Here is a 22,032-nt window from a genome sequence, read left to right as displayed (position 1 = left end):
CTGGTCAACATAGTCGTAAGTGAGGGTTCCAAGAATAGTTAAATACGTGTTTGAACTTATGATGAAAGTAAGCCGGGGCGGGAAAGCCCGCCCCGGCTGATTATCGATTCGCAATCCGTTTTTTAGAGGATGCCGTCTTCGCCGGTACGGATACGGAGGGCCTTGGCCAGTTCCGTGACGAAGATGACACCATCGCCTTCGGTTCCGGTTTGACCGGCGGTCTGTATCGCTTCGATGGCTTTGGCTTCAAAGTCATCATTGACGCCGATTTCAAGACGAACCTTTTTGAGCAGGTTCACTTCCATCTGAACGCCGCGGTAGGTTTCGGTGAATCCTTTCTGGCGTCCTGAGCCGAGGATGTTGGTGACGGACAGTGAGTAGATCTCCTTGGCATAAAGAGCCTGCTTCACGTCGTTGAGCTTTTCGGGTCTGATGTATGCTATGATAAGCTTCATTTTCTTATTCTCCTTGTGATGTCTGGGGTTCAAATCTTCGCGACTATTCGTTGCTGAAGAGCTGGAAGCCGTTGTAGGACTCGGAGCCGTGTTCGGCTATATCCAGACCCTTGAGTTCCTCTTCCTTGGTGACGCGCAGACCGAACATGGCCTTCACGATGGACATCAGGATATACCCTGCGCCGAACGCCCAGATGAAGAAGACGCCGACACCGATGAGCTGTACGCCGAGCTGGGCGAAGCCGCCGCCGTAGAACAGGCCACCGTCGGTATTGAAGAGACCGCAAGCCAGGGTACCCCAGGCACCGCACACGCCGTGGACAGAAGATGCACCGACCGGATCATCGATCTTCAGCACCTTGTCGATGAATTCGATGGACATGACCACCAGCATACCGGCGATGAGACCGATCACGATGGAACCGGAGGGAGAAACAGTGGCACAACCGGCAGTGATACCGACCAGTCCGGCCAAAGCGCCGTTCATGGTCATGGAGATGTCAGGCTTGCCGTAACGGAACCAGGAGATGATCATGGCGCCGAGCACACCGCCACCGGCAGCGAGGGAGGTGTTCATTGCGATGAAACCGATGGTGTTGTCAGCAGTGGTGGTGGAACCGGGGTTGAAGCCGAACCAGCCGAACCAGAGGACGAAGACGCCCAGACCGGCCAGGGGAATGTTGTGGCCGGGGATGGCCTTTGCCTTGCCGTCTTCAGTGTACTTGCCGATACGGGGACCCAGGACCATGGCACCAGCCAGGGCGATCCAGCCACCGACGGAGTGAACAACGGAAGAACCGGCGAAGTCACAGAAACCAAGGCCTTCGAGCCAACCTGCGCCGTCATCGCCGAGCCACAGGGAACCCCATGCCCAGTGACCGGACAACGGGTAGATGACACCGGTCAGGACAATGGATACGATGATGTAGCTGGAAAATTTGGTGCGCTCTGCCATGCCACCGGAAACGATGGTGGCAGCAGTGGCGGCAAATACGGACTGGAAGAACCAGAACGTGTAGGTCCAGGGCAGATCAGCTTCGGCAACACCGCCAAGGGCGTAACCGGAAGTTCCCATGAAGCCACCGGCGTCAAGGCCAAACATGATGGCAAAGCCGAAAAGGAAGAAGCAGATGGATCCGACAGAGAAATCCAGGAAGTTCTTCATCATGATGTTACCGGCGGATTTCGCGCGGGTGAAACCTGCTTCGACACAACCGAAACCGGCCTGCATGAGCATGACCAGGATGGCGGCGACCAGGGTCCAGAGAATGTTACCATTGCTCTGCGTGAGGTACTCTACCTCTTCTGCGTGGGCGAGGGTCGGAACCAGTGCTGCACCAATTGCGGCCATGGCGACTGCGACCTTCGAAAACTTGGGGGTCGGGGACTTTCTTACAAACATTGCGGTACTCCTCCTTGAAGTGGAATGCGTTGCTTAACCTGCCCCTCCTCTATCAAGACCCGTGCCAAAACCGATTAATGTTGCCATTTGCGTAAAAACTGGTATTTTAGCGTTTTTGAAAGTGTTCTTTTTTTGCAAATTTGTTATTTTCTACATTTTTGAATTGTCCAAATTGCATCAAAATTGTCAATTCATAACTACTCGCAAAAATGACCGCCGGTCACACTAATATATAGTAATATACGATATCCACCTGAAATTTCGTAAAATTTTATCGTTGACATAAAACTTGGCATGGTGTTAGTGTTCTTGCATCATGAAGTTTGAAGCCACCCACTCCGCATACTTTTCCTACTTTTACTTTGGATATTGGTATACCCACGCTCGTGGTCTGGGAAGAGGTGCACTGTAACCAAGTGGTGGATACAAACAAACTAGAACCTCTTTTAGGGCCGCGGGCGTAAGCCGGCGGCCCTAATTTTTTTCGACCGCCGGCAAAAACCGTTCGGGGGCCTAGAAAAAAAACAAGGAGCAAAAAGATGCACATCGGCAAAGCAATTCGATTGGAACGAATCGTCAATCGCAATACGGGGAAAACGATCATTGTCCCCATGGACCATGGAGTCACAGTCGGACCAATTGACGGTCTGGTGGACATGCGGGAAGCAGTGGGCAAAGTGGTGGATGGCGGAGCCAACGCCGTCATCGAACACAAGGGACTCGTTCGATGCGGTCACCGAGCCGAAGGAAAAGATATCGGCCTGATCGTCCACCTCTCCGCCTCAACCACCCTCTCCCCCTTCCCCAACGCCAAATCCCTCGTCGCCAGCGTAGAAGACGCCATCCGCCTCGGCGCAGACGCCATTTCCATCCACTGCAATCTCGGTGATGAGACCGAATCCGCCATGCTGGCCGATTTCGGTAAAATTGCCGCCGACGCCTCCAACTGGGGCATGCCGCTTCTTTCCATGGTCTACGCCCGGGGCCCGAAAGTCGGCAATGAATACGACCCGAACATCGTTGCCCACTGCGCCCGTGTCGGAACCGAGCTTGGCGCCGACATCATCAAGGTCAACTACACCGGCGATCCTGAAACATTCTCCAAAGTATGTGACGCCTGCTGCGTACCCGTTGTCATCGCAGGTGGCCCCAAACTCGACAGCACCGAATCCTTCCTCCAGATGGTTCACGATTCACTGGAAGCGGGCGGCGCCGGCTTGTCCGTCGGACGCAACGTCTTCCAGCATGAGAATCCCACCAGACTGGTTGAAGCTCTGAACATGATAGTGCATCATGACGAATCCGTAGAAAAAGCCCTCGAACATATCAATCAACAGTAATTGGAAGCACCATGAAAAAAGTCATCTTCAAATCGGTCCCCTTTGACAAAAAGCTGATCACCCTCGCCCTCGAATCCGGTGTGGACGCCGTTATGGTGGAAAAGGATCAAGTGGAAGCCGTGCAATCCCTTGGTCGCGTCACTGTCATCACCCCTGAAGACATGCCCGTTGTCGAGCTGACAAAAAAGGCGGATGAGGACACCGCGGTCAAACGCATCGCAAAAGGCGAGGACGTGGTCCTGAAAAAGGGCTGGGAAATCATCCCGGTAGAGAACATTCTCGCACAGGTGGATACCCTTGCCCTGGAATGTGAAAATCTGGATCGTGCCGTTCTGGCAGCCGGTATCCTTGAGCGTGGCTGCGACACCGTGGTCGTTCTCCCTGAAGGAGCCGCCGACCTGAAGCAGATCGTTACCGAACTCAAACTCTCGCAGGGAACCATGGATCTTCAAATCGCAACCGTCACTGAAATCGAGCCCACTGGCCTCGGCCACCGCGTCTGCGTCGACACCATCTCCATGCTCAAGAAAGGCCAGGGCATGCTCATCGGTAACTCGTCGGCCTTTTCCTTTCTGGTGCATGCCGAGACCGAGTCGAACCCCTATGTGGCCGCACGCCCCTTCCGCATCAATGCCGGTGCAGTTCACGCCTATGCCCAGATGCCCGGTGACAAGACCACCTATCTCGAAGAACTGGGTGCCGGAAGCGAAGTGCTCATCGTCGGTGCCGACGGCAAGACTTCCCTGTCCACGGTCGGTCGTGTCAAAGTCGAAGTACGCCCCATGCTGCTGATCAAGGCTGCAGTGGAGACCGAAGACGGAACCAAGGAAGGCCAGGTTTTCCTGCAAAACGCTGAGACCATTCGCGTCGTCAACGACAAGGGCGAGCCTGTTTCCGTGGTCACGCTGAAAAAGGGCGACAAGATCATGGTCAAGACAGACGAGGCCGGAAGACACTTCGGCATGCGCATCAAGGAAGAGATCAAAGAGGGATAATCCCCGTACCGATTTCCAATGATGAACGATAGCAGTAGCCCGTGTGGGCGATGAACATACCAACACTTGAAACCAATACCTGACGCCACAGAACAGGCACGACCCCAGGGTCGACAGGAGAAAACGATGGCTGACAACGAACAAAACGACATCCCGGATCTTGGTGAACTGCGCGGTCAGATAGACAATCTGGACCAGCAGATCGTCAACCTGCTCAACAAACGTGCTCAGGTGAGCCTCAGCGTTGGCCGCTACAAGGCAGCCAAAGGCGAGTCCATCTACAAGCCGTTTCGCGAGCAGGAAGTGATGAACATGATCGCAGATTCTTCCCCCGGCCCGCTGCCGGACAGACACCTGCGCACCATATATCGGGAGATCATGTCTTCCTCCCGTCATCTGCAACGCCCGGAAAATGTCGTGTATCTGGGGCCGGAAGGCACCTTCTCCTATTTTGCAGCCATCGAACACATGGGAAGCTCCGCCGCGCTGACGCCCAAGAACAATTTTGAAGAAATCTTCCGCGCCGTGGCCGAAGAAGGGGCCGAACTGGGCGTCATCCCGCTGGAAAACTCCATTGAAGGCACGGTCGGCCAGGTCGTCGATCTCTTCATGAAGTATAAGGTATATATACAGGCGGAGGTCTTCAGCCGCATCAGCCATTGCCTCATGTCCCATGCCGACTCCCTTGATGACGTAGAAGTCATTTACTCGCATCCCCAGCCACTCGGTCAGTGCCGGGAATGGTTGCGCGCGAACATGCGCGACGTGCCGACCATCCCCATGGAGTCCACGGCTGAAGCGGCAAAGCTGGTCGCCAGCAAGAAGGCCGCGGCTGTAGTCGGACACCGCAAGCTGGCTGACCTGCACGGCATGCGCATTCTGGCAGACTCCATCGAGGACCTGCCCGACAACTGGACCCGCTTCCTGATCATCGGCTCTGCTCCAAGCCAGGAAGACCGCCGCGACAAGACCAGTCTTTTGATAACCCTGCCGGACAAACCCGGTGCACTGGCCCGGGTGCTGACAACATTGGCACACCAGTCCATCAACATGACCAAACTGGAGTCCCGTCCGTTCAAGGGCGAAAAATGGAAGTACGTCTTTTTCATGGACCTCGAATGCGATTTCGGAGGCGACCGTTACGAAGATGTACTCGAAGACATTCGACACCAATGCCACACATTGCGCGTATTGGGGTCGTACCCCACTCAGGAGGAAAGGCAATGAGCAAGAAACCAATCATTATCAACGCCCCGGCCAGCAAATCTCTCTCTCACCGCACACTGATCGCGGCAGCGCTGGCCAATGGCCTATCCAGAATCTCGTCTGCCCTCGACAGTGATGACATCACACGGACCCGGGATTGCCTGACCAACTGCGGAGCGGACATCAAGGAAGAGAACGGCGACCTGATTGTCAGGGGCATGACGGATGGTCCCCGAGGAGGCAACGCTGACGGGAAAAACAAAGACGAAGCCCCCCACGAACTCTTCATGCACGAATCCGGTACCACCTGCCGCCTGATGACGGCCGTTGCCGCTGCAGGACACGGATCATTCAATGTTCATGGTGCACCACGAATGCACGAGCGCCCCATGGGCGAATTGACCAGAGCACTGGAAAAGCTCGGCTCGACATTCGATTACCAAGGAGAAAAGGGACACCTCCCCTTCATCATGACCAGCAAGGGCTATACCGGTAAATCGGTGAACATCACCCTGGAAGAAAGCAGCCAATACCTCTCCGGCCTGCTCCTGGGCGCGCCCTTGGCTGATCATTCCGTGACCATCAATGTAACGGGTGAAAAAGCCGTTTCCTGGCCCTATGTTGCTTTGACACTGCGCATCATGGAAGATTTCAAGGCCAGCTTTGTCGTGGAAAGCAAAAAGAGCGGTTCATGGAAAGAGGTCCCCTGGCGTTCGCTGAAAACGGCCCGCCCGGGACAGACCCGCTTTATCGTGGAACCGTCCGGCTACCAGGCCACCGACTACCGAGTGGAAGGCGACTGGTCCAATGCGAGTTACTTCATGGCCGCCGGTGCCGTGGGCAAACGTCCGGTACTGCTCAAAGGACTGGCTGCCGATTCATTGCAGGGAGACCGGGCTATCATGGATATTCTCAGCCAGATGGGAGCGTCCATTCAGGTCACCTTTGACGGCATTCTGGTCGAACCGGCCAACCTGCGAGGCGTAACTGTCGACATGGGCCGCTGCCCGGACCTCGTTCCCACGGTATCCGCTGCCGCCGCCTTTGCCTCCTCGCCCACGGTCATCGAAAACGTGGCCCACCTGCGCATCAAGGAGACCGATCGTCTGGCCGCCTGCGCGGAAGAGGCGTCCAAATCCGGAGCCGAAACCGACATCACCGGCGATTCGCTGATCATCCGTCCGGGCCGACTGCGCAAGGGGGAGACCATCGACTTCACCACCTACGGAGACCACCGCATGGCCATGTCCATGTCACTCTTCCAGTTGGCAAATATCGACACGCAGTTCGACAATCCGGCCTGTGTGGGCAAGTCCTTCCCGGGATTCTGGGATGAATGGGCCAAGATCACCGGCTAACGATACTTCACGATAAAGCAAGACAATGACGAAAGATACGATAACAACGATCACCATCGCCGGAGCCAATGGAACCATGGGATCCCTTTTCCGCGACAAGTTCACGGAAATAGGCTGCCGGGTAACCGGTCTCGACCTTCCCTACACAGAGGAAGCGATCCGCGACGCCCTGGCCGACTGCCAGTTGCTGTTGCTGTGTGTGCCGGTTACCGCCATGGGCGATGTGGTCGACCGATTCAAACCGCATATGCTGGATTCCACCATCCTTGCCGACGTCGGGTCGGTCAAGGTCGGCCCCATGAAAGCGATGACCGAGCGTCACGACGGGCCGGTAGTGGGCACTCACCCCCTCTTCGGAAATGTGATTCCCGAAGATTTTGCCCCGCGGGTTGCCGTGGCACCGGGACGGGAGCGCGACGATCAGGCCGCACAACAGGTCTGCCAGCTCTTTGCCGATTGTGGATATGAAAGTTTCATGACCACGGCCGATGAACACGATCGGGCCATGGCCTTTGTTCAGGGGCTGAATTTCACCTCCACCGTGGCCTTTCTGGCTGCCACACGGGATATCCCGAGCATCAAGAATTTCGTGACTCCGTCGTTCAAGCGCCGACTGGATTCCGCTCACAAGATGCTCACGGTGGACATGGAACTGTTTGAAACCATTTCAGAAGCCAACCCGTATCTACAGGAAACCAACCGCAAGTTCATGACCTACCTCAGCCTGGCTGCGGGTGGTGATCTCGAACTGCTGACTAATCGGGCACAGTGGTGGTGGGACCCGTCCATTCGATGACGAGGTGCGCCATTTGCCCATAGGGCGATCAAGGTATATACCATAGCCGCACCTCCGTTAGGGAGCGGCTGTATTTTTTAAGGAGAAGACAATGCCTTTCACGTGAAAGAAGTACGAAAATCAGAAAAAAGTCAAAGGGTGGCAGGTAATTCCCCGCCCCTACAATTAGCCATCTAGGTTGATCCCGTTGAATACGGACCGGTTCGCCGTGCGCTCCCCGCGCACAGGTGCATCTACTCCTGACTCGACGGAATGGACCGCAACGAAGGAAATTTTATGAGTTCGATTACATTGACGCAGCACGGGAAATGGCTCCCGGCCGACGTCCAGACAACCATCAGCCTCTATATGGGACTGGTGGCAGACCAACCGGGCATCCTGCTCGAATCCGCTGAAGTAGACGGTCGACTTGGCCGATATTCACTCCTCGCCTGGGACTACCGCCTGACCCTCCATCCTGTGGACGGCAAGCTGGTCGTGGACATTGCCGACGACCGACTGGAACCACTCAAGGAATTTTCCGGCATGGACTACCTGCCGGGTATCAAGAAAATCATAGAAAAGCTCTCGATCACGCAGACCACAGAAGGCGGCAACAGCCGCGACGGACTGCCGGGACTCACCCGAGGGCTGTACGGCTATTTCGGTTACGGCGTGGCCGGAATGTTCGAGCGCAAACTCAAGAATGTCTGCAAGCCGGAAGACGCCGAAGCATGCCTTGTCCTGCCCGGACAGATGGTACTCTTCGACCACCTCCGCCACTCCTGCTGCTACCTCAGCCTTGATGAAGGGGCCACCCCCATGCCAGCCCCTGTTCAATGGGGTGCCGACCTCAAAGCCCCGGATGCCGGGACACCCACGGTTTATCCCGGTAAAGAAGCGTACATGGCTGGCGTCGAGCGGTGCAAAGAGCTGATAGCTGAAGGCGAATGCATCCAGGTGGTGCTTTCCACCCGCTTCACCGTTCCTGTCCCCGACGACCCGTTCCGCATTTATCGGCGCCTTCGGCAGGCCAATCCCTCGCCATTCATGTTCTACATGAAATTCCCGGAATGCTCGTCCATGGGCAAGATGTGCGGCACCACCCTGCTCGGCTCCTCGCCCGAGATGATGGTTCGCTCCGCAGACGGCCAACTGGAAGTTCGGCCCATTGCCGGAACCAGATGGCGCGGCGAAACCGAAAAGGAAGACAGGCGACTGGAAGCCGAACTGCTGGCCGATCCCAAAGAGCGCGCCGAGCATGTCATGCTGGTCGATCTGGGCCGCAACGACCTTGGCCGGATATCCAAACCCGGTACGGTCACCGTTGAAAAATTCATGAATGTCGAGCGCTTTTCCCATGTCATGCACCTCACCTCCTATGTTGAGGGCGAACTGAAAGACGAGTTGGACGGTGTGGATGTATTGCAGTCCACCTTCCCGGCCGGAACCCTTTCGGGCGCACCCAAAATTCGGGCCATGGAAATCATCGCCGATCTCGAACCGCAGGATCGCGGTCCTTACGGTGGCTGCATCGGCTGGATGGGACTGGACGACGGTGTTGTTTCCCTTGATACGGGCATCACCATCCGCTCCATGTGGATTCGCGACGGTGTCTGCCACTGGCAGGCCGGTGCCGGAGTCGTTTACGATTCCGATGCTGAAGCGGAATGGAACGAGTGCCACAACAAGGCGCGTGTACTGCTCGAAGTGATCACCGGCAAGGGAGGCACCGATGTTTTTGCTGATAGATAATTTCGATTCCTTCACCTTCAATCTGGTGCAGGCATTCCAGCAGTTGGGCGCTGATCCGGTCGTTATTCGCAACGACCGCGAAAAAGTGCTGGAACTGGCGACCGATCCACAACTGGAGCGCGTCTGCCTCTCTCCCGGCCCGTCCAACCCGGAAAACGCCGGGTTTTGCCTGGAGTTCCTCGCCCGGCTGCCTCAATCGATGCCGGTGCTGGGCGTTTGCCTCGGTCACCAGACCCTCGGGCATTTTGCCGGAGCGCCAGTGGAGCGGGCCGAGCGGATCATGCACGGCAAGACATCCATGGTCTACCACGAAGGACAGGGCGTCTTTGCCGGACTCGATTCGCCTTTCGAGGTGTGCCGCTATCACTCGCTGGTGGTTCCGGCTGAAAAGGCAGCCGACACCATTGATGTAACAGCTCGCACCGAGCGCGGCGAAATCATGGGCCTTCAGTACAAGGACCGTCCATGGCACGGTGTTCAGTTCCACCCAGAATCCATTCTGACACCGGACGGACCGAAATTACTGCAAAACTTCCTGAACGTGAAAGGATAAGCATATGACTGTTTCAGAAATTCTCGAAAAACTGGCCCAGAAAGAAGCGCTGAACGACGAGCAGGCCGACTTCATGTTCGACACGCTCATGCGCGGCGATATGACCGAAGCACAGACCGGGGCTTTTCTCATGGGGCTGCGTGCCAAGGGTGAAGACTCCACCGACCTGGCAGCAGGCGTTCGAGCCGGTGTGGCCTATGCCAACAAGATTCCCGGTTATGACGGGACCAATGACAAGCCGGTGATCGACACCTGTGGCACCGGTGGTGACGGTCAATCCAGCTTCAACAACTCCACTGCCGTGTCACTGTTTCTGGCGGACATGGGATACACGGTTGCCAAGCACGGCAATCGCGCCCTGTCTTCCTCCTGCGGTTCGGCCGATGCACTGGAAGAGCTGGGGGTTCCGCTGGAGCAGACTCCTGAAGAGGCCGCAGCCGGACTGGCAAAGTACAACTTCGCCTTCCTGTTCGCCCCGGCCTACCACCCTGCATTCAAATACGTCATGCCGGTACGCCAACAACTCGGCATCCGCACGCTCTTCAACTTCATGGGTCCGCTCCTCAATCCGGCCCGCCCTTCCCACCAGTTGATGGGTATCGGCGACTCCACCAAGCTCGAATTGATGGGTGAGACCCTGTTGCTGACCGGCGTGGATCGCGCACTGGTCTTCACCGGAGCCGGTAATTTTGATGAGCTGACAACCTGGGGCGTCAACCGCGGGTACGCCATCGAAGAAGGCACCATGGAAAAAATGACCATCAATCCCGATCGTCTGGGCTTCAAACAACACGACCCCAAGGGTGTTCGCGTGGCCGACAAGGCGGAAGCCGTGGCCAAGCTGCGCGACATTCTGGCCGGTAAAGGGCCTGAAGCGATGATGGACATGGTGGCGCTTAATCTGGCAGGGTGCCTCAATCTTCTCGATCAAGGCACCATGCGTGAATGCGCCGACATGGCGCGTGACGCTGTGCACCAAGGACTACAGAAAGGAATACCCTATGTTGGATAAGTTCAAGGAAGCAAAGCAGCTGGAGTTGGACTCCCTGCGAAAGGATTTCGTCGAGGGACGCATCCCCGGCGTGTATCAGGGCGAACGTCCGTCGTTCGTCGAAGCCATCAAGGCAAAAGGCCCCGGAGCCATCATCGCCGAATTCAAACCGGCCAGCCCGTCCAAAGGCGTGTTGCGCGAAAACGCCAACCCGCTCGACTTTGCCGATGACTATGCAAAGAACGGCGCGGCTGCCATTTCGGTCCTCACCGAACACAAATACTTCGGCGGCCACCCGGACTACCTGTTCATGATGAGTCAGGCCGGTGTTCCCCTGCTGCGCAAGGATTTCATCTTCGACCCGCTGCAGGTGGCCATGACCGCGTCCAGTCCGGCCTCGGCCGTGCTGCTCATCGCCCGCATGTGTGATGACGTCAAACACCTTCAGCAGCTTATCGGTATCGCCCGCATGCCGGGTCTTGCACCCGTGGTCGAGATATTCGATCAGGCAGACCTCGACATGGCCCGTGAGGCTGGTGCCGACATCATCCAGGTCAACAACCGTGATCTCGACACGCTGGAGACCACCCTTGATCAGGCCCGCAACTTCATCAAGCAGAAGAAGGACGGCGAACTGTGGATTTGCGCCAGCGGCGTCAACGAGCGCAGTGAAGTAGAGGAAATGGCCGGACTCGGATTCGATGCCATCCTCGTCGGCACCTCGCTCATGCAGGCGGAAAACCCCGGCGAAAAGCTGGCTGAGCTGACGGGAGCAAAGTAATGCCCCGCCCGCTGGTCAAAGTCTGCGGCATGACCCGCATGAAAGATGTGGAAAGATGCGTCGAACTCGGCGTTGATCTGCTCGGATTCATCTTTCATCCCAAAAGCCCGCGCAACGTCGACCCCGATTTTGTGGCCTCGGTAAAAACCGGTAAGGTTTCCAAGGTCGGAGTCTTCGTCAACCAGCCCCATGAAGAGGTTCTGGAGATCATGGAGCGATGCGGCCTGCACGCCGCACAGCTCCATGGCAGCCCGGACATCCACTACTGCTGGCGCATCGGGCCGGATCGGGTCATTCGGACCTTCTGGCCCGATACGTACAGCTCGGGTGCCGCGCTCCAGGCCGACCTTGCACGATTCGAGGAAGCGTGCGGTCATTTCCTGCTGGATGCAGGCACCAAAGGCCAGGGCGGGACAGGGCAGACCATTGATTTCAGCAAGCTACAAGATATTGAAATTCATACACCTTGGTTTCTAGCAGGAGGAATCGGGCCACACAATATTGATGAAGTGCTGGCCCTAAATCCTCCGGGCATCGATATCAACTCCGGCGTTGAGAAGTCGCCGGGGATCAAGGATGCGGACAAGCTCCGCGCCGTCTTTGATCGCATTGATGCCGCAACTGATTGAGAACGATACAGATTACGCCGTACGACAAACGATGCAGGTCATTAATACCTGCTTTTGACGGTACGGCTGGAGATACGAGCCATGAAAAAAGGATACTTTGGCGATTTTGGCGGACAGTTTATTCCTGAACTGCTCATGCCACCGCTCATCGAACTGGAAGAGGCCATGGAGCGAATCCTTCCCTCGGAAGAATTCAAGACCCGTTTTGCCAACATGCTTAAAGAGAATGTCGGACGGCCTTCGACCATCACCTATTGCCCGAACATGTCGAAAGAGCTGGGGGTCGAACTCTGGCTCAAGCGCGAAGACCTCAACCACTCCGGCGCGCACAAGATAAACAACACCCTGGGTCAGGGATTGCTCGCCAAGATGATGGGCAAGGAAGTGCTGCTCGCCGAAACCGGCGCGGGCATGCACGGCGTGGCCACCACGGTTGCCGCGGCCATGCTCGGCATGAAGGCGGTCATCTACATGGGCGCCACTGATGTGGTTCGTCAGGCCCCTAATGTCAACCGCATGCGCCTCATGGGAGCGGAAATCGTCGCCGTTGAATCCGGCACGAAAACACTCAAGGACGCCATTAACGAAGCACTGCGCCGCTGGTTGGCTGATCAGGAAAACACCCACTACTGCTTCGGCACCGCAGCCGGACCGCACCCCTTCCCCAAGCTGGTACGGGAATTTCAACAGATCATTTCCAAGGAAGCCCGTCAGCAGTTCATGGACCGCAACGACGGCGACCTGCCTGATGTGGTCGTGGCCTGTGTCGGCGGCGGCTCCAATGCCATCGGCATGTTCCACAACTTCGTACCCGACGAATCCGTCAAGATCGTCGGTGTCGAAGCCGCGGGAACCGGCGAACCCGGTTGCCATGATTCTGCCCCGCTGGATCACGGCACGGACGGCATCCTGCACGGCATGAAGACCAAGCTGCTCCAGACCAAGGAAGGCCAGATTTTACCATCCCACTCCGTGGCTCCCGGCCTCGATTACCCCGGTGTCGGCCCGGAACATGCGCATCTGCAGGACATCGGACGCGCCGAGTACGTGACCGTCAATGACGCACAGGCCATCAACGCCTTCAAGATGCTTTCCCAACGCGAAGGCATCATCCCTGCTTTGGAATCCTCCCACGCCGTGGCTTACGCCATTGAGCACAAGGAAGAACTGCAGGGTAAATCAGTGCTGGTCTGCCTGTCCGGGCGTGGCGACAAGGACCTCGGGATTCTTGACGAAATCCTGTAAGACTGTCGCATGGGCCAACCGTTGCCACGCAACTCCGGCCCTTTCGTAATCATGATGGTGCGCCGTGAAGCGCAGCTCGCAAATGAAGGGGAAAAATGATGAATCCCATACAAATATCCATTGATAAAGCCAAAGAACAAGGCAAGGTCGGCCTGATCCCATTCCTTCCAGCCGGTTATCCCAACCGCGACCAGTTCTGGAAGGAGCTGGAGCAATTGGACGCAGCCGGAGCATCGGTCATCGAAATCGGCATGCCGTTTTCCGATCCTGTCGCTGATGGACCCGTGGTCGAAAAAGCATCACTCAAATGCCTTGCTGACGGCATCGATCTCGCTTGGATTTTCGACGGACTCAAAGAACGCAAAGGCCAGTTCAATGCGGCCCTGCTGCTCATGGGCTACCTGAATCCGGTCTACCAATACGGCCTGGACCAATTCGGCGCCGACTGCGAGGCCGCCGGAATCTCCGGCCTGATTATCGCCGACATGCCGTTTGAAGAATCCGATTTCGTGAAAGAGGCCATCGAGCCGCACGGCGTTGCCCTGATTCCGCTCGTGGGCCTGAACACGTCCAAGGAACGCATGAAGCTCTACGCTGAAAACGCTGCCGGTTTCTGTTACTTTGTGTCGGTCCTCGGCACCACCGGCCAGCGCGATTCCCTGCCCGAACGGGTCAAGGAAAAGCTGGCCGAGGCCAAAGAAGTCTTCGACATCCCCATTGCCCTTGGATTCGGCATCAAACACCCTGACCAACTCGAACAATTCGACGGACTGGTGGATGCCGCGGTCTTCGGTTCGGCCCTCATCACACACATCGATGAAGGCAAATCGAGTACACAGTTCATGGAACCATGGAAATAATTCAATCACAAAGAAAGCCCGGGCAACCGGGCTTTCTTATTTGATGACACCATCCAAAAAAAGCCTGCATACATTCCTCATCGCTTCGCCCTGGCCGCTACTCCTGCTACTGATTCTTCCCCGCTGAAATGCACTCTCTCAAACTGTGCTTTGCCTGTTACTTCTCAGTGACAATGAGAAAAAGATCGCGCACGGCCATTGACATATCTGCTTAAGCGAATATGTTTTGCCGATGAAAGAAATTGCCGAACGCCTTAAAGCCCTTTCCGATCCGACACGTCTGCGGGTTCTCAACCTGTTGGAACACGGCGAGTTGTGCGTCTGTGATCTGATGGCCGTGCTGGAGCTTCCACAACCAAAGGTGTCCAGACACATGGCTTTTCTGAAACGAACCGAGTGGGTTACGAGCAGACGATGCGGGAAATGGATATATTACAGCCTGGCCGCTCCTGAAAATCCGGTTCAGGGCAGCGTACTATCGGCACTGCGGCAGGCAATGCCACAGGTTCCGCAAGCAACAGAAGACCATGAGCAACTATGCCGCCATCTCAAAACCAAAAACACTGGATCATGTGGGTAACAGGTCAGCAAGGAGCTATTATGTCCGAGTCAGTTGTAAAAAAACTCTCGTTTCTGGATCGATATCTGACACTCTGGATTTTTCTGGTCATGTTCGTAGGTGTCGGTGTCGGTTACCTCTATCCAGACATCAAGAACGTGATTAATTCATTTCAGGTGGGCACCACCAATATTCCCATTGCCGTCGGGCTTATCCTGATGATGTACCCACCGCTCGCCAAGGTAAAATACGAGCAACTCGGGCAGGTGTTTCGCAACTTCAAGGTCCTTGCCCTCTCCCTCGTCCAGAACTGGATCATCGGCCCCATCCTGATGTTTGCCCTCGCCATCACTTTTCTGTCCGGTTACCATGAATACATGATCGGGCTCATCCTGATCGGGCTGGCCCGCTGCATCGCCATGGTCATCGTCTGGAATGATCTGGCAGAGGGGGATTGCGAATACTGCGCAGGACTGGTTGCCTTCAACTCCATCTTTCAGGTGCTTTTTTTCTCCCTGTACGCCTACCTGTTCATCACGGTCCTCCCCGGCTGGTTCGGGCTTAAAGGCGTTGTGGTCGACATCTCCATCGGGCAGATCGCCGAAAGCGTCTTCATCTATCTCGGCATTCCGTTCATCGCAGGGATGCTGACACGCTTCATCGGGCTGAAGCTCAAAGGGCGCGAATGGTATGAAAACACCTTCATCCCCAGCATCAGCCCCCTGACACTGGTCTTTCTCCTCTTTACCATTCTGGTGATGTTTTCCCTCAAGGGCGAACAGGTCATCCAGCTTCCCTTTGATGTCATTCGCATCGCCATACCGCTGACCATCTACTTCCTGGTCATGTTTCTGGTCTCGTTCTACCTCTCGTACAAGGCGAATGCCACGTATGAGCAGGCCACCACGTTGAGCTTCACTGCCGCATCCAACAACTTCGAACTGGCCATCGCCATTGCCATCGCGGTCTTCGGCATCAATTCCGGCGAAGCCTTTGCCGCGGTCATCGGCCCCCTTGTCGAAGTTCCGGTCCTCATCGCTCTGGTCAATGTGGCGCTATACTTCAAGAGGAAGTTTTTCCCCAATGCTGTTGAGACCATCACCGGTGTCTGCCATGTTAAATGCGATACTTAGCCTCCTTCAAAAAAATCATATGCGCATAAAAAAAGGCTCCACTTTTTGTGGAGCCTTTTTTTTAGCAATGATCCAAGGAAACTCAGTTCAGACGTTTCTGACAATATTTCAAAAACCGCTGCGCCTCCACAAACTCGGGATTGAGATTCAACGCCGCTTCGAGACAGCTAATACAGTGATCATTCTGTCCTTTCTCGAAATAAACACGGGCGAGATTGAAGTGGACGTTTTCGTCATCGTCCACGATTTCCAGTGATTTCTTGTAGTAACGAATGGACTCGTCATAGTGTCCGTTTTTGCGGAGACTGATACCGAACCGATTGAATTTCTGCCGGTGTTCATAGGTGAACGCTTCGGCCAATCCCAGCAAGGTATTCAGTACTTTTTTCAGCTTATTGAATTCTTTTGTCTCCGAGTACACTTCACCCAGGCCATAGTTTGCATCGATATTCTTGTCGTCGATCATCAGCGCCTTGATAAACTGCGCCTCGGCAGTATCGAAGTCGCCGTCAGCAAAGGCCTGTTCGCCTTCGTCGATTTTTCTGGCCAGGGATTCCAGCGCCGGGACGGTGTGGATTCGGTAATATGTAGGCTCAGGTGTGTACTGCCGGAGAAAATCCATGCGCTGCATGACACTCCGAACACCGGAAGGGACATGATGGGCATTGAGGGGCTGCACTTCAAAATCATCATCCGACAACTGGCGAGCATACCAGTAGGTGACGTTCGCATGTTTGTCCGCTGTGCCGCCGGTCCCTACTTCCGACTCCAGATACAACGAATAGACACCCAATATTTGTGGAAATTCACTCAAAACATGGTCTCCAATTAATCGTGAAAAGAGGTACCGCCGCTTATCTGAACAATTGCCCTGTGTTGACTGTACATTCTGTACAGCAGGGTCAATGGAAAATCAATAATTCTTCTCAATTCCAATATCTTCCCACAAAAAAGGGAAGGAGCCTCTTTCGAGACCCCTTCCATAGGCTAAGGGCGGTGAAACCGCAAAAGGACTGTTCATTGCGTGCTATTCGCACGGCTTCCAGGGTTCATTCAATTTTCTTTCGCTGCCTTCCATCATGATCACTTCGGGAAGAAGAGAACTGATAAGCGGCGTAAATGGGTGGTAGGCATAATTGACGGCCACCTCGACGAGCTGGCAAGGCCCACCGGCACTCCCTTCAACGCCTTCTCCACTGGCTTCACGCGTGGGCCAGAACCTAAGCACGACTTCCTTGTTTCCCTTATCGAGGGAGGCGACCCATTCTTCGGTGATCTGCACGATCTGGGCATTACGGGTTCCCTCTTCCTCCCCGATCCCGGTGGTGGCGAAACGGGCACCGGTTTGTGCCGCTTTCTGTAGGGTCATCCACGAATAGAACATAGTCCCAAGCTCTATCAGCCCCATTGTCATCACAAGGATAAACGGGAGGATCAGGGCCAATTCCATGGTCGCGATACCACGTCGCTGCTTGCGTTTTTGCAGGTGTCTCATGTCTCCCTCCTAGTTGAGCAGTCGCCAGCCGAGCTGTCTGCCGATCTTCTTGAAGATATCCGGGATATCGTGTTCCGAGGGAGCATCGAAGTAATGGTCATCCGTCCCGGGCTTGCTGGAAGCTATTTCCTTCATCAAGGCTATGTCCGTGGAATCGGAACTACCGAATCGAATGGAAAAGATTTCAATACCGGCATCCTTGGCCATCTGGGCTTCCTTCAGCATTTCCTCATTGAGCACGCCACCGTTTTCGCAGTGGGATTGATCGTCACCCATACGGAAGTACGCATTGGTCCAGTAGTTGTTGGGGCGATATCCGGCGCGATAACGGCCACCGCACTCACCGTCTTCCGTGTCACCATCGGTCAGAACGATCATGATCTTGCGGAAATCTTCCTTGTCGCCGCCCTCGGTATAGGGCGCTTCAGGAGTCAGCACATGACGGCCCCACTTGATGCCTTCGGGAATAACGGTTCCCGACGAGTTACCCGTAGCGGTCTGACGATTGATGGCGGCGATGATGGCCGGCCGGTCCTGAGAAAGGGGCATGGTCTCGGGGATATTGGAGCAGGTATCCATGGCAATGGCGCGTCGATACTGATAGGGAAGCGCCCAATACATATCCATGAAATCTTCATGCAATCCGTCTTCGTTGAGTGAACCATCGGCATTTCGGCATCCGGCCAGCAGCCCGTCAACGCCTTCACCAATACGAACCTTGCCGCGGAAGGGGACCACACCGACCTTGGTGTCGGGCGTCGCTCCATCAGGGATGAGCAGCTTGGTCAACTCAACGGAAGCCAGCTTGACCATACTGATGGGAGAACCACGCATGGAACCGGAATTATCGACGACAAAGACCACTTCCAGCTTGTTGAATCCTGCTGCGGCGCTGGCTCGTACCCACTGGTCGGCTATGCCAAGAAAACGCATGAGCAGCAGCTTGACTTCAGCCTTGCCTTCGACGATCACACTGCGGACTTCGGTCCCCGGGGAAACGGATTCGACTATGGCAGTGGGCATGTTCTTTGCGACCATGTCATTGACCGAGGCTTCTACTATCCCCTTCTCCAAATCAGGATCATACGGGAGTTCCAGACTACCGGCCAACGCTCCAGCGTCAACAGCCGCCTGCAGACGTGTATGCGTCACATACATGTTGCCCATGTCGATGGCCAAGCCGGCAACGGCCAGGATGACCGGCAGAAGCAGGGCGATAACGGTACTGGCTGCACCGCTTCGTGAAATATTACGGCAGCGGCATGGTTGTCTGCGCCACGATCTGGAGTGAAGGACTGCCTGTAAGAAGTTCGAGGGCATTTTCGATAAACGGTTGATAAGCATAGGATACCTCTACTGTCACTGAAGTGTTGCCTGTATCGGTTGTCACGAGGGTTGTCAGGGCGTCGGAATCCAGTTCCTGCGTCACCGCCCGAACAAGGCTGTCGATGTCGGATGTGGGCCCTTCCATCAACGCTAGACGAGCGCCTTCACGGCTGGCTTCAACCAAATCGGAATACGCCTGCATGGCATGAGCACCCTCGACGAGCACGAAAAACAACAAGGCCAGGACCGGCAGGATCAAGGCAAATTCCACAACTGCTATTCCGTTGCGTGATTCATCCCTGTGTCTCATTGCCAATCTCCTTTTTATAGATAAATGCCATGGTTCTATTGTGTAGCCAGTCAATGCAGGAGTTGGACCAATTTTAACGCGACTTGACGCAACTGATTACTAACCTCCCTATATCAAAGGAGAAAAAACGTATGTTTCATTTTGCGTGAAATGCCTGACTTTATTGATTAAAACACAAACATCTATTTTTTGTGGACACACCAAAGAATACCTGTATACTTTCAGATAAACCGAATTGGGAGTTTTCATGGTGTCTGAGCGAATACTCATCGTAGATGATGACCGCGCTTTTCGAGGTATGCTTGTCGAGGCTTTGACCGACACAGGCTATCAGGTCGTTACAGCATCCTCGGCGGAAGAAGGAATCAAAAAGGCCGGAGCGGAAAGCTTCGACCTCATTCTCCATGACATCAAGCTCCCCGGCATGTCCGGCCTTGAAGCTCTCCCCCACCTTGCGGACGCCGCCCCCGGCGTCGATGTCATTGTCATGACCGGCTATTCTTCAAAGGATTCCGGCGTGCAGGCCATGCAACTCGGAGCCTATGACTACTTTACCAAACCATTTCATCTTTCGGAAATGGAAGTGGTTGTACGCCGCGCCATGGAAAAACGGCGTATGCAGAGCGAGCTGGCCGAACTGAGGAAACGGGGACGCTCGACGCCGCTCAACAATATCATCGGCCAATCAACACCCATGATGGCGTTGAAAGAGCGCATTGCCCGCGTGGCCGAGCTGAATGCCGACGTGCTGATCATGGGGGAGACAGGAACCGGTAAGGAACTGGTCTCCGACACCATCCATGCCTTGAGCAACCGGGCCAGCGGTCCTTTCATCAAGATAAACTGTGCCGCCATCCCGGAAAATCTCATTGAGAGTGAACTCTTCGGCCATGAGAAGGGGGCGTTCACTGGTGCCACAGGAGCCAAGCCTGGCAAGTTCGAGCAGGCCAAAGGTGGCTCGATCATGTTGGACGAACTCGGCGAGATGCCGTTGCACCTGCAACCCAAGCTGCTGCGCGCCGTTGAGCAGAAACAGGCAGAGCGACTGGGCGGGGCCAAACCCATTCAATATGATGTCCGCATCATTGCCGCCACCAACCAGGATCTGGAGCAGCGCATAGAAGACGGCGAGTTCCGCAGCGATCTATACTATAGACTGAATGTCGCCACGCTGATTCTGCCGCCGCTGCGCGATCGTAAATCCGACCTGCCCGAACTGGCCGACTTCTTTCTGGATCGTGCCAACCGTCGATTGGGTACGGATATCGCCTCGATCTCGTCCGATGCCATGGAAATATTTTTCAACTATGACTGGCCCGGTAACGTGCGCCAGTTTGCCAATGCCGTGGAACGCGCCGCCATTTTCTGTACCTCATCAGTGATTACCCCGGCTGAGGTGGATCAGGCCTTTTCCAACAAGCAGCCTGAACCAGAGCAGCGCGGCATGGTCCTCCCGGAAACCGACCTGCCCCTCAAGCAGGCACTTATCCAATACGAGCGCCATCTTATCGAACACGCACTCCGCAAGGCCGGAGGAACCCAAACCGATGCCGCCGACGCTCTGGGCATCTCTGCCAAGAATCTTTGGAACAAGCTCCAGAAACATGGCATCGATCCTGCAATGTTCAAGAACCGGTAGCTGAATCACACTGTTTATCCATTCTTAGTGGATAGGTTCAGCATCTTACTCGGATCAACATCTGAACAATGCGGGACCATCTATGCCTCAAGCAAAGTCAATAGCGGCTTCCATGCCATCGAACGCGTTTGCCCTGCATGCGAACACCGTGCTCCATGCGCTGCTCGATTGCGTCCGCCACCATCGCTTCATCATAGCGTTGTTCGCGGTCTATGCTTTGTCGTGTGTGGCTTACACCAATTATTTCGGCCTGCAAGCCCTCTCAAGCTTCAGCCTTTTCGGCATCACCGGCGTCTACCTGCTCCTCCTGACCATGGCCTGTTTCTTTATAATGTATTGTGTACGGATGCAGGTGAAGGACCGTCCACGCAAGCTGCTGCCCCATGTTTACGCACGCCTCAAGACCGACTTCTTCTCGTACGAGCGGTTCTTCAGCGCCGCCATCGCCATCGCCTGCTTCTATTTCCTGCTGGCCGTGTTTTCCAACTTCAAGCGCATGATCCCCCTTGTGGTTCCCTTCTATCTGGATACCGCCTTTTTCGAGCTGGACAGAATCATCCACTTCGGCATCGATCCATGGCGATTGCTGCAACCCATCCTCGGCTACCCGCTGGTCAGTTTCATCATCAACTTCCTTTACAACATCTGGCTCTTCATCATCATCATGGTTTTCTACTGGCAGGCCTTTGCCACAGACAACCGGCAATTGCGGATGCAGTATATCAGCGCATTCTTCCTGTGTTGGGTCCTGATCGGCACCGCGGCTGCCACCCTGCTCTCGTCTGCCGGACCATGCTTTTACGGCCAGATAGTCGAAGGACGGGACGTATACGCTCCGCTGATGGACTATCTGTACAAGGCCAACGAGACATTCCCCATCTGGGCACTCCAAATGCAGGAAACCCTGTTCACGAACTACGAAACGCGCCATGTCAGCCTGGTTTCGGGAATCACAGCCATGCCGAGCATGCATGTTTCCATTGCCGTGCTGATGGCTCTCCTTGGCTGGCGGGTCAACCGACTCGCGGGCTGGATCTTTACCATCTATTGCGGATTCATCATGATCGGCTCCATCCACCTCGGCTGGCATTATGCCGTAGACGGATATGTCTCACTGGTCATGACCATTGCCATTTGGCATCTATGCGGTTGGATATCCCGTCGCATGACTTCCGGGAGAGGCTGCACCTCCTCCCACCGACCCATTCACCCATAGGAGGATGAC

Annotated in this window: 22 protein-coding genes; 16 read left to right on the top strand and 6 right to left on the bottom strand. The window is 55.3% G+C overall.

The features are described 5' to 3' along the window. Positions 1 to 122: 122 nt before the first annotated feature. Both DPRO_RS13845 and DPRO_RS13840 read right to left on the bottom strand, forming a co-directional pair. Positions 123 to 455, bottom strand: coding sequence for a P-II family nitrogen regulator (locus DPRO_RS13845; RefSeq protein ID WP_097012590.1), 333 nt, complete (start codon positions 453 to 455; stop codon positions 123 to 125). Positions 456 to 498: 43 nt separating this feature from the next. After that, entirely contained in the window at positions 499 to 1,857 is a 1,359-nt protein-coding gene (locus tag DPRO_RS13840; protein WP_097012589.1) for an ammonium transporter, read from the bottom strand. Between the two features lie 539 nt (positions 1,858 to 2,396). On the opposite strand from DPRO_RS13840, the gene DPRO_RS13835 reads away from it, so the two are divergent. The 14 genes from DPRO_RS13835 to arsB all read left to right on the top strand — a co-directional run bounded on the left by DPRO_RS13835 (position 2,397) and on the right by arsB (position 16,037). Beyond that, entirely contained in the window at positions 2,397 to 3,197 is an 801-nt protein-coding gene (locus tag DPRO_RS13835) for a 2-amino-3,7-dideoxy-D-threo-hept-6-ulosonate synthase (protein ID WP_097012588.1), read from the top strand. 11 nt (positions 3,198 to 3,208) lie between these two features. After that, on the top strand, positions 3,209 to 4,192 hold the full coding sequence (locus DPRO_RS13830) for a 3-dehydroquinate synthase II family protein (RefSeq protein WP_097012587.1): 984 nt from the start codon (positions 3,209 to 3,211) through the stop codon (positions 4,190 to 4,192). 126 nt (positions 4,193 to 4,318) lie between these two features. Beyond that, positions 4,319 to 5,419 (top strand): prephenate dehydratase, encoded by a 1,101-nt coding sequence (gene pheA / locus DPRO_RS13825; protein ID WP_097012586.1) that lies wholly within the window; start codon positions 4,319 to 4,321, stop codon positions 5,417 to 5,419. Continuing rightward, positions 5,416 to 6,756: a 3-phosphoshikimate 1-carboxyvinyltransferase gene (gene aroA / locus DPRO_RS13820; RefSeq protein ID WP_097012585.1), complete on the top strand. Its 1,341-nt coding sequence runs from the start codon at positions 5,416 to 5,418 to the stop codon at positions 6,754 to 6,756. Before pheA ends, aroA begins: the two co-directional genes overlap by 4 nt. A 25-nt stretch (positions 6,757 to 6,781) precedes the next feature. After that, on the top strand, positions 6,782 to 7,552 hold the full coding sequence (locus DPRO_RS13815) for a prephenate dehydrogenase/arogenate dehydrogenase family protein (protein ID WP_097012584.1): 771 nt from the start codon (positions 6,782 to 6,784) through the stop codon (positions 7,550 to 7,552). 276 nt (positions 7,553 to 7,828) lie between these two features. Beyond that, positions 7,829 to 9,286, top strand: coding sequence for an anthranilate synthase component I family protein (locus tag DPRO_RS13810; protein ID WP_097012583.1), 1,458 nt, complete (start codon positions 7,829 to 7,831; stop codon positions 9,284 to 9,286). Next, positions 9,267 to 9,839, top strand: coding sequence for an anthranilate synthase component II (locus tag DPRO_RS13805; RefSeq protein WP_097012582.1), 573 nt, complete (start codon positions 9,267 to 9,269; stop codon positions 9,837 to 9,839). Before DPRO_RS13810 ends, DPRO_RS13805 begins: the two co-directional genes overlap by 20 nt. A gap of 4 nt (positions 9,840 to 9,843) precedes the next feature. Beyond that, positions 9,844 to 10,851 (top strand): anthranilate phosphoribosyltransferase, encoded by a 1,008-nt coding sequence (gene trpD, locus DPRO_RS13800; RefSeq protein ID WP_097012581.1) that lies wholly within the window; start codon positions 9,844 to 9,846, stop codon positions 10,849 to 10,851. After that, the gene (locus tag DPRO_RS13795) at positions 10,841 to 11,611 is read left to right on the top strand and encodes an indole-3-glycerol phosphate synthase TrpC (RefSeq protein WP_097012580.1); all 771 of its coding nucleotides are present in this window, start codon (positions 10,841 to 10,843) and stop codon (positions 11,609 to 11,611) included. Before trpD ends, DPRO_RS13795 begins: the two co-directional genes overlap by 11 nt. Then, positions 11,611 to 12,240, top strand: a complete 630-nt coding sequence (locus tag DPRO_RS13790; protein WP_097012579.1) for a phosphoribosylanthranilate isomerase — start codon at positions 11,611 to 11,613, stop codon at positions 12,238 to 12,240. Before DPRO_RS13795 ends, DPRO_RS13790 begins: the two co-directional genes overlap by 1 nt. 81 nt (positions 12,241 to 12,321) lie before the next feature. Beyond that, positions 12,322 to 13,485, top strand: a complete 1,164-nt coding sequence (trpB, locus tag DPRO_RS13785; RefSeq protein WP_097012578.1) for a tryptophan synthase subunit beta — start codon at positions 12,322 to 12,324, stop codon at positions 13,483 to 13,485. Positions 13,486 to 13,583: 98 nt separating this feature from the next. Continuing rightward, complete coding sequence (trpA, locus tag DPRO_RS13780) at positions 13,584 to 14,345, top strand: tryptophan synthase subunit alpha (RefSeq protein WP_097012577.1); 762 nt, start codon at positions 13,584 to 13,586, stop codon at positions 14,343 to 14,345. Between the two features lie 232 nt (positions 14,346 to 14,577). Beyond that, positions 14,578 to 14,925: an ArsR/SmtB family transcription factor gene (locus tag DPRO_RS13775; RefSeq protein ID WP_097012576.1), complete on the top strand. Its 348-nt coding sequence runs from the start codon at positions 14,578 to 14,580 to the stop codon at positions 14,923 to 14,925. Positions 14,926 to 14,945: 20 nt separating this feature from the next. Beyond that, positions 14,946 to 16,037: an ACR3 family arsenite efflux transporter gene (arsB, locus tag DPRO_RS13770; RefSeq protein ID WP_097012575.1), complete on the top strand. Its 1,092-nt coding sequence runs from the start codon at positions 14,946 to 14,948 to the stop codon at positions 16,035 to 16,037. A gap of 82 nt (positions 16,038 to 16,119) precedes the next feature. Here arsB and DPRO_RS13765 read toward each other — a convergent pair whose 3' ends face one another. The 4 genes from DPRO_RS13765 to DPRO_RS13750 form a co-directional block, all read right to left on the bottom strand. Further along, complete coding sequence (locus tag DPRO_RS13765; RefSeq protein WP_097012574.1) at positions 16,120 to 16,851, bottom strand: tetratricopeptide repeat protein; 732 nt, start codon at positions 16,849 to 16,851, stop codon at positions 16,120 to 16,122. 213 nt (positions 16,852 to 17,064) lie between these two features. After that, complete coding sequence (locus DPRO_RS13760) at positions 17,065 to 17,532, bottom strand: TadE/TadG family type IV pilus assembly protein (RefSeq protein WP_097012573.1); 468 nt, start codon at positions 17,530 to 17,532, stop codon at positions 17,065 to 17,067. Positions 17,533 to 17,541: 9 nt separating this feature from the next. Continuing rightward, on the bottom strand, positions 17,542 to 18,852 hold the full coding sequence (locus tag DPRO_RS13755; protein WP_097012572.1) for a TadE/TadG family type IV pilus assembly protein: 1,311 nt from the start codon (positions 18,850 to 18,852) through the stop codon (positions 17,542 to 17,544). Further along, positions 18,782 to 19,168 (bottom strand): TadE/TadG family type IV pilus assembly protein, encoded by a 387-nt coding sequence (locus tag DPRO_RS13750; protein ID WP_097012571.1) that lies wholly within the window; start codon positions 19,166 to 19,168, stop codon positions 18,782 to 18,784. The genes DPRO_RS13755 and DPRO_RS13750 overlap by 71 nt, the downstream gene beginning before the upstream one ends. A 250-nt stretch (positions 19,169 to 19,418) precedes the next feature. On the opposite strand from DPRO_RS13750, the gene DPRO_RS13745 reads away from it, so the two are divergent. Both DPRO_RS13745 and DPRO_RS13740 read left to right on the top strand, forming a co-directional pair. Next, on the top strand, positions 19,419 to 20,807 hold the full coding sequence (locus DPRO_RS13745; protein ID WP_097013759.1) for a sigma-54-dependent transcriptional regulator: 1,389 nt from the start codon (positions 19,419 to 19,421) through the stop codon (positions 20,805 to 20,807). 82 nt (positions 20,808 to 20,889) lie between these two features. Then, a complete protein-coding gene (locus DPRO_RS13740) occupies positions 20,890 to 22,023 on the top strand; it encodes a phosphatase PAP2 family protein (protein WP_097012570.1) in 1,134 nt (377 codons plus the stop codon). The last annotated feature ends 9 nt before the right edge of the window (positions 22,024 to 22,032 follow it).

This window comes from Pseudodesulfovibrio profundus (genome assembly GCF_900217235.1).
In the GTDB taxonomy this organism is placed as follows: domain Bacteria; phylum Desulfobacterota; class Desulfovibrionia; order Desulfovibrionales; family Desulfovibrionaceae; genus Pseudodesulfovibrio; species Pseudodesulfovibrio profundus.
This window is presented reverse-complemented; position numbering and strand designations above follow the sequence as displayed.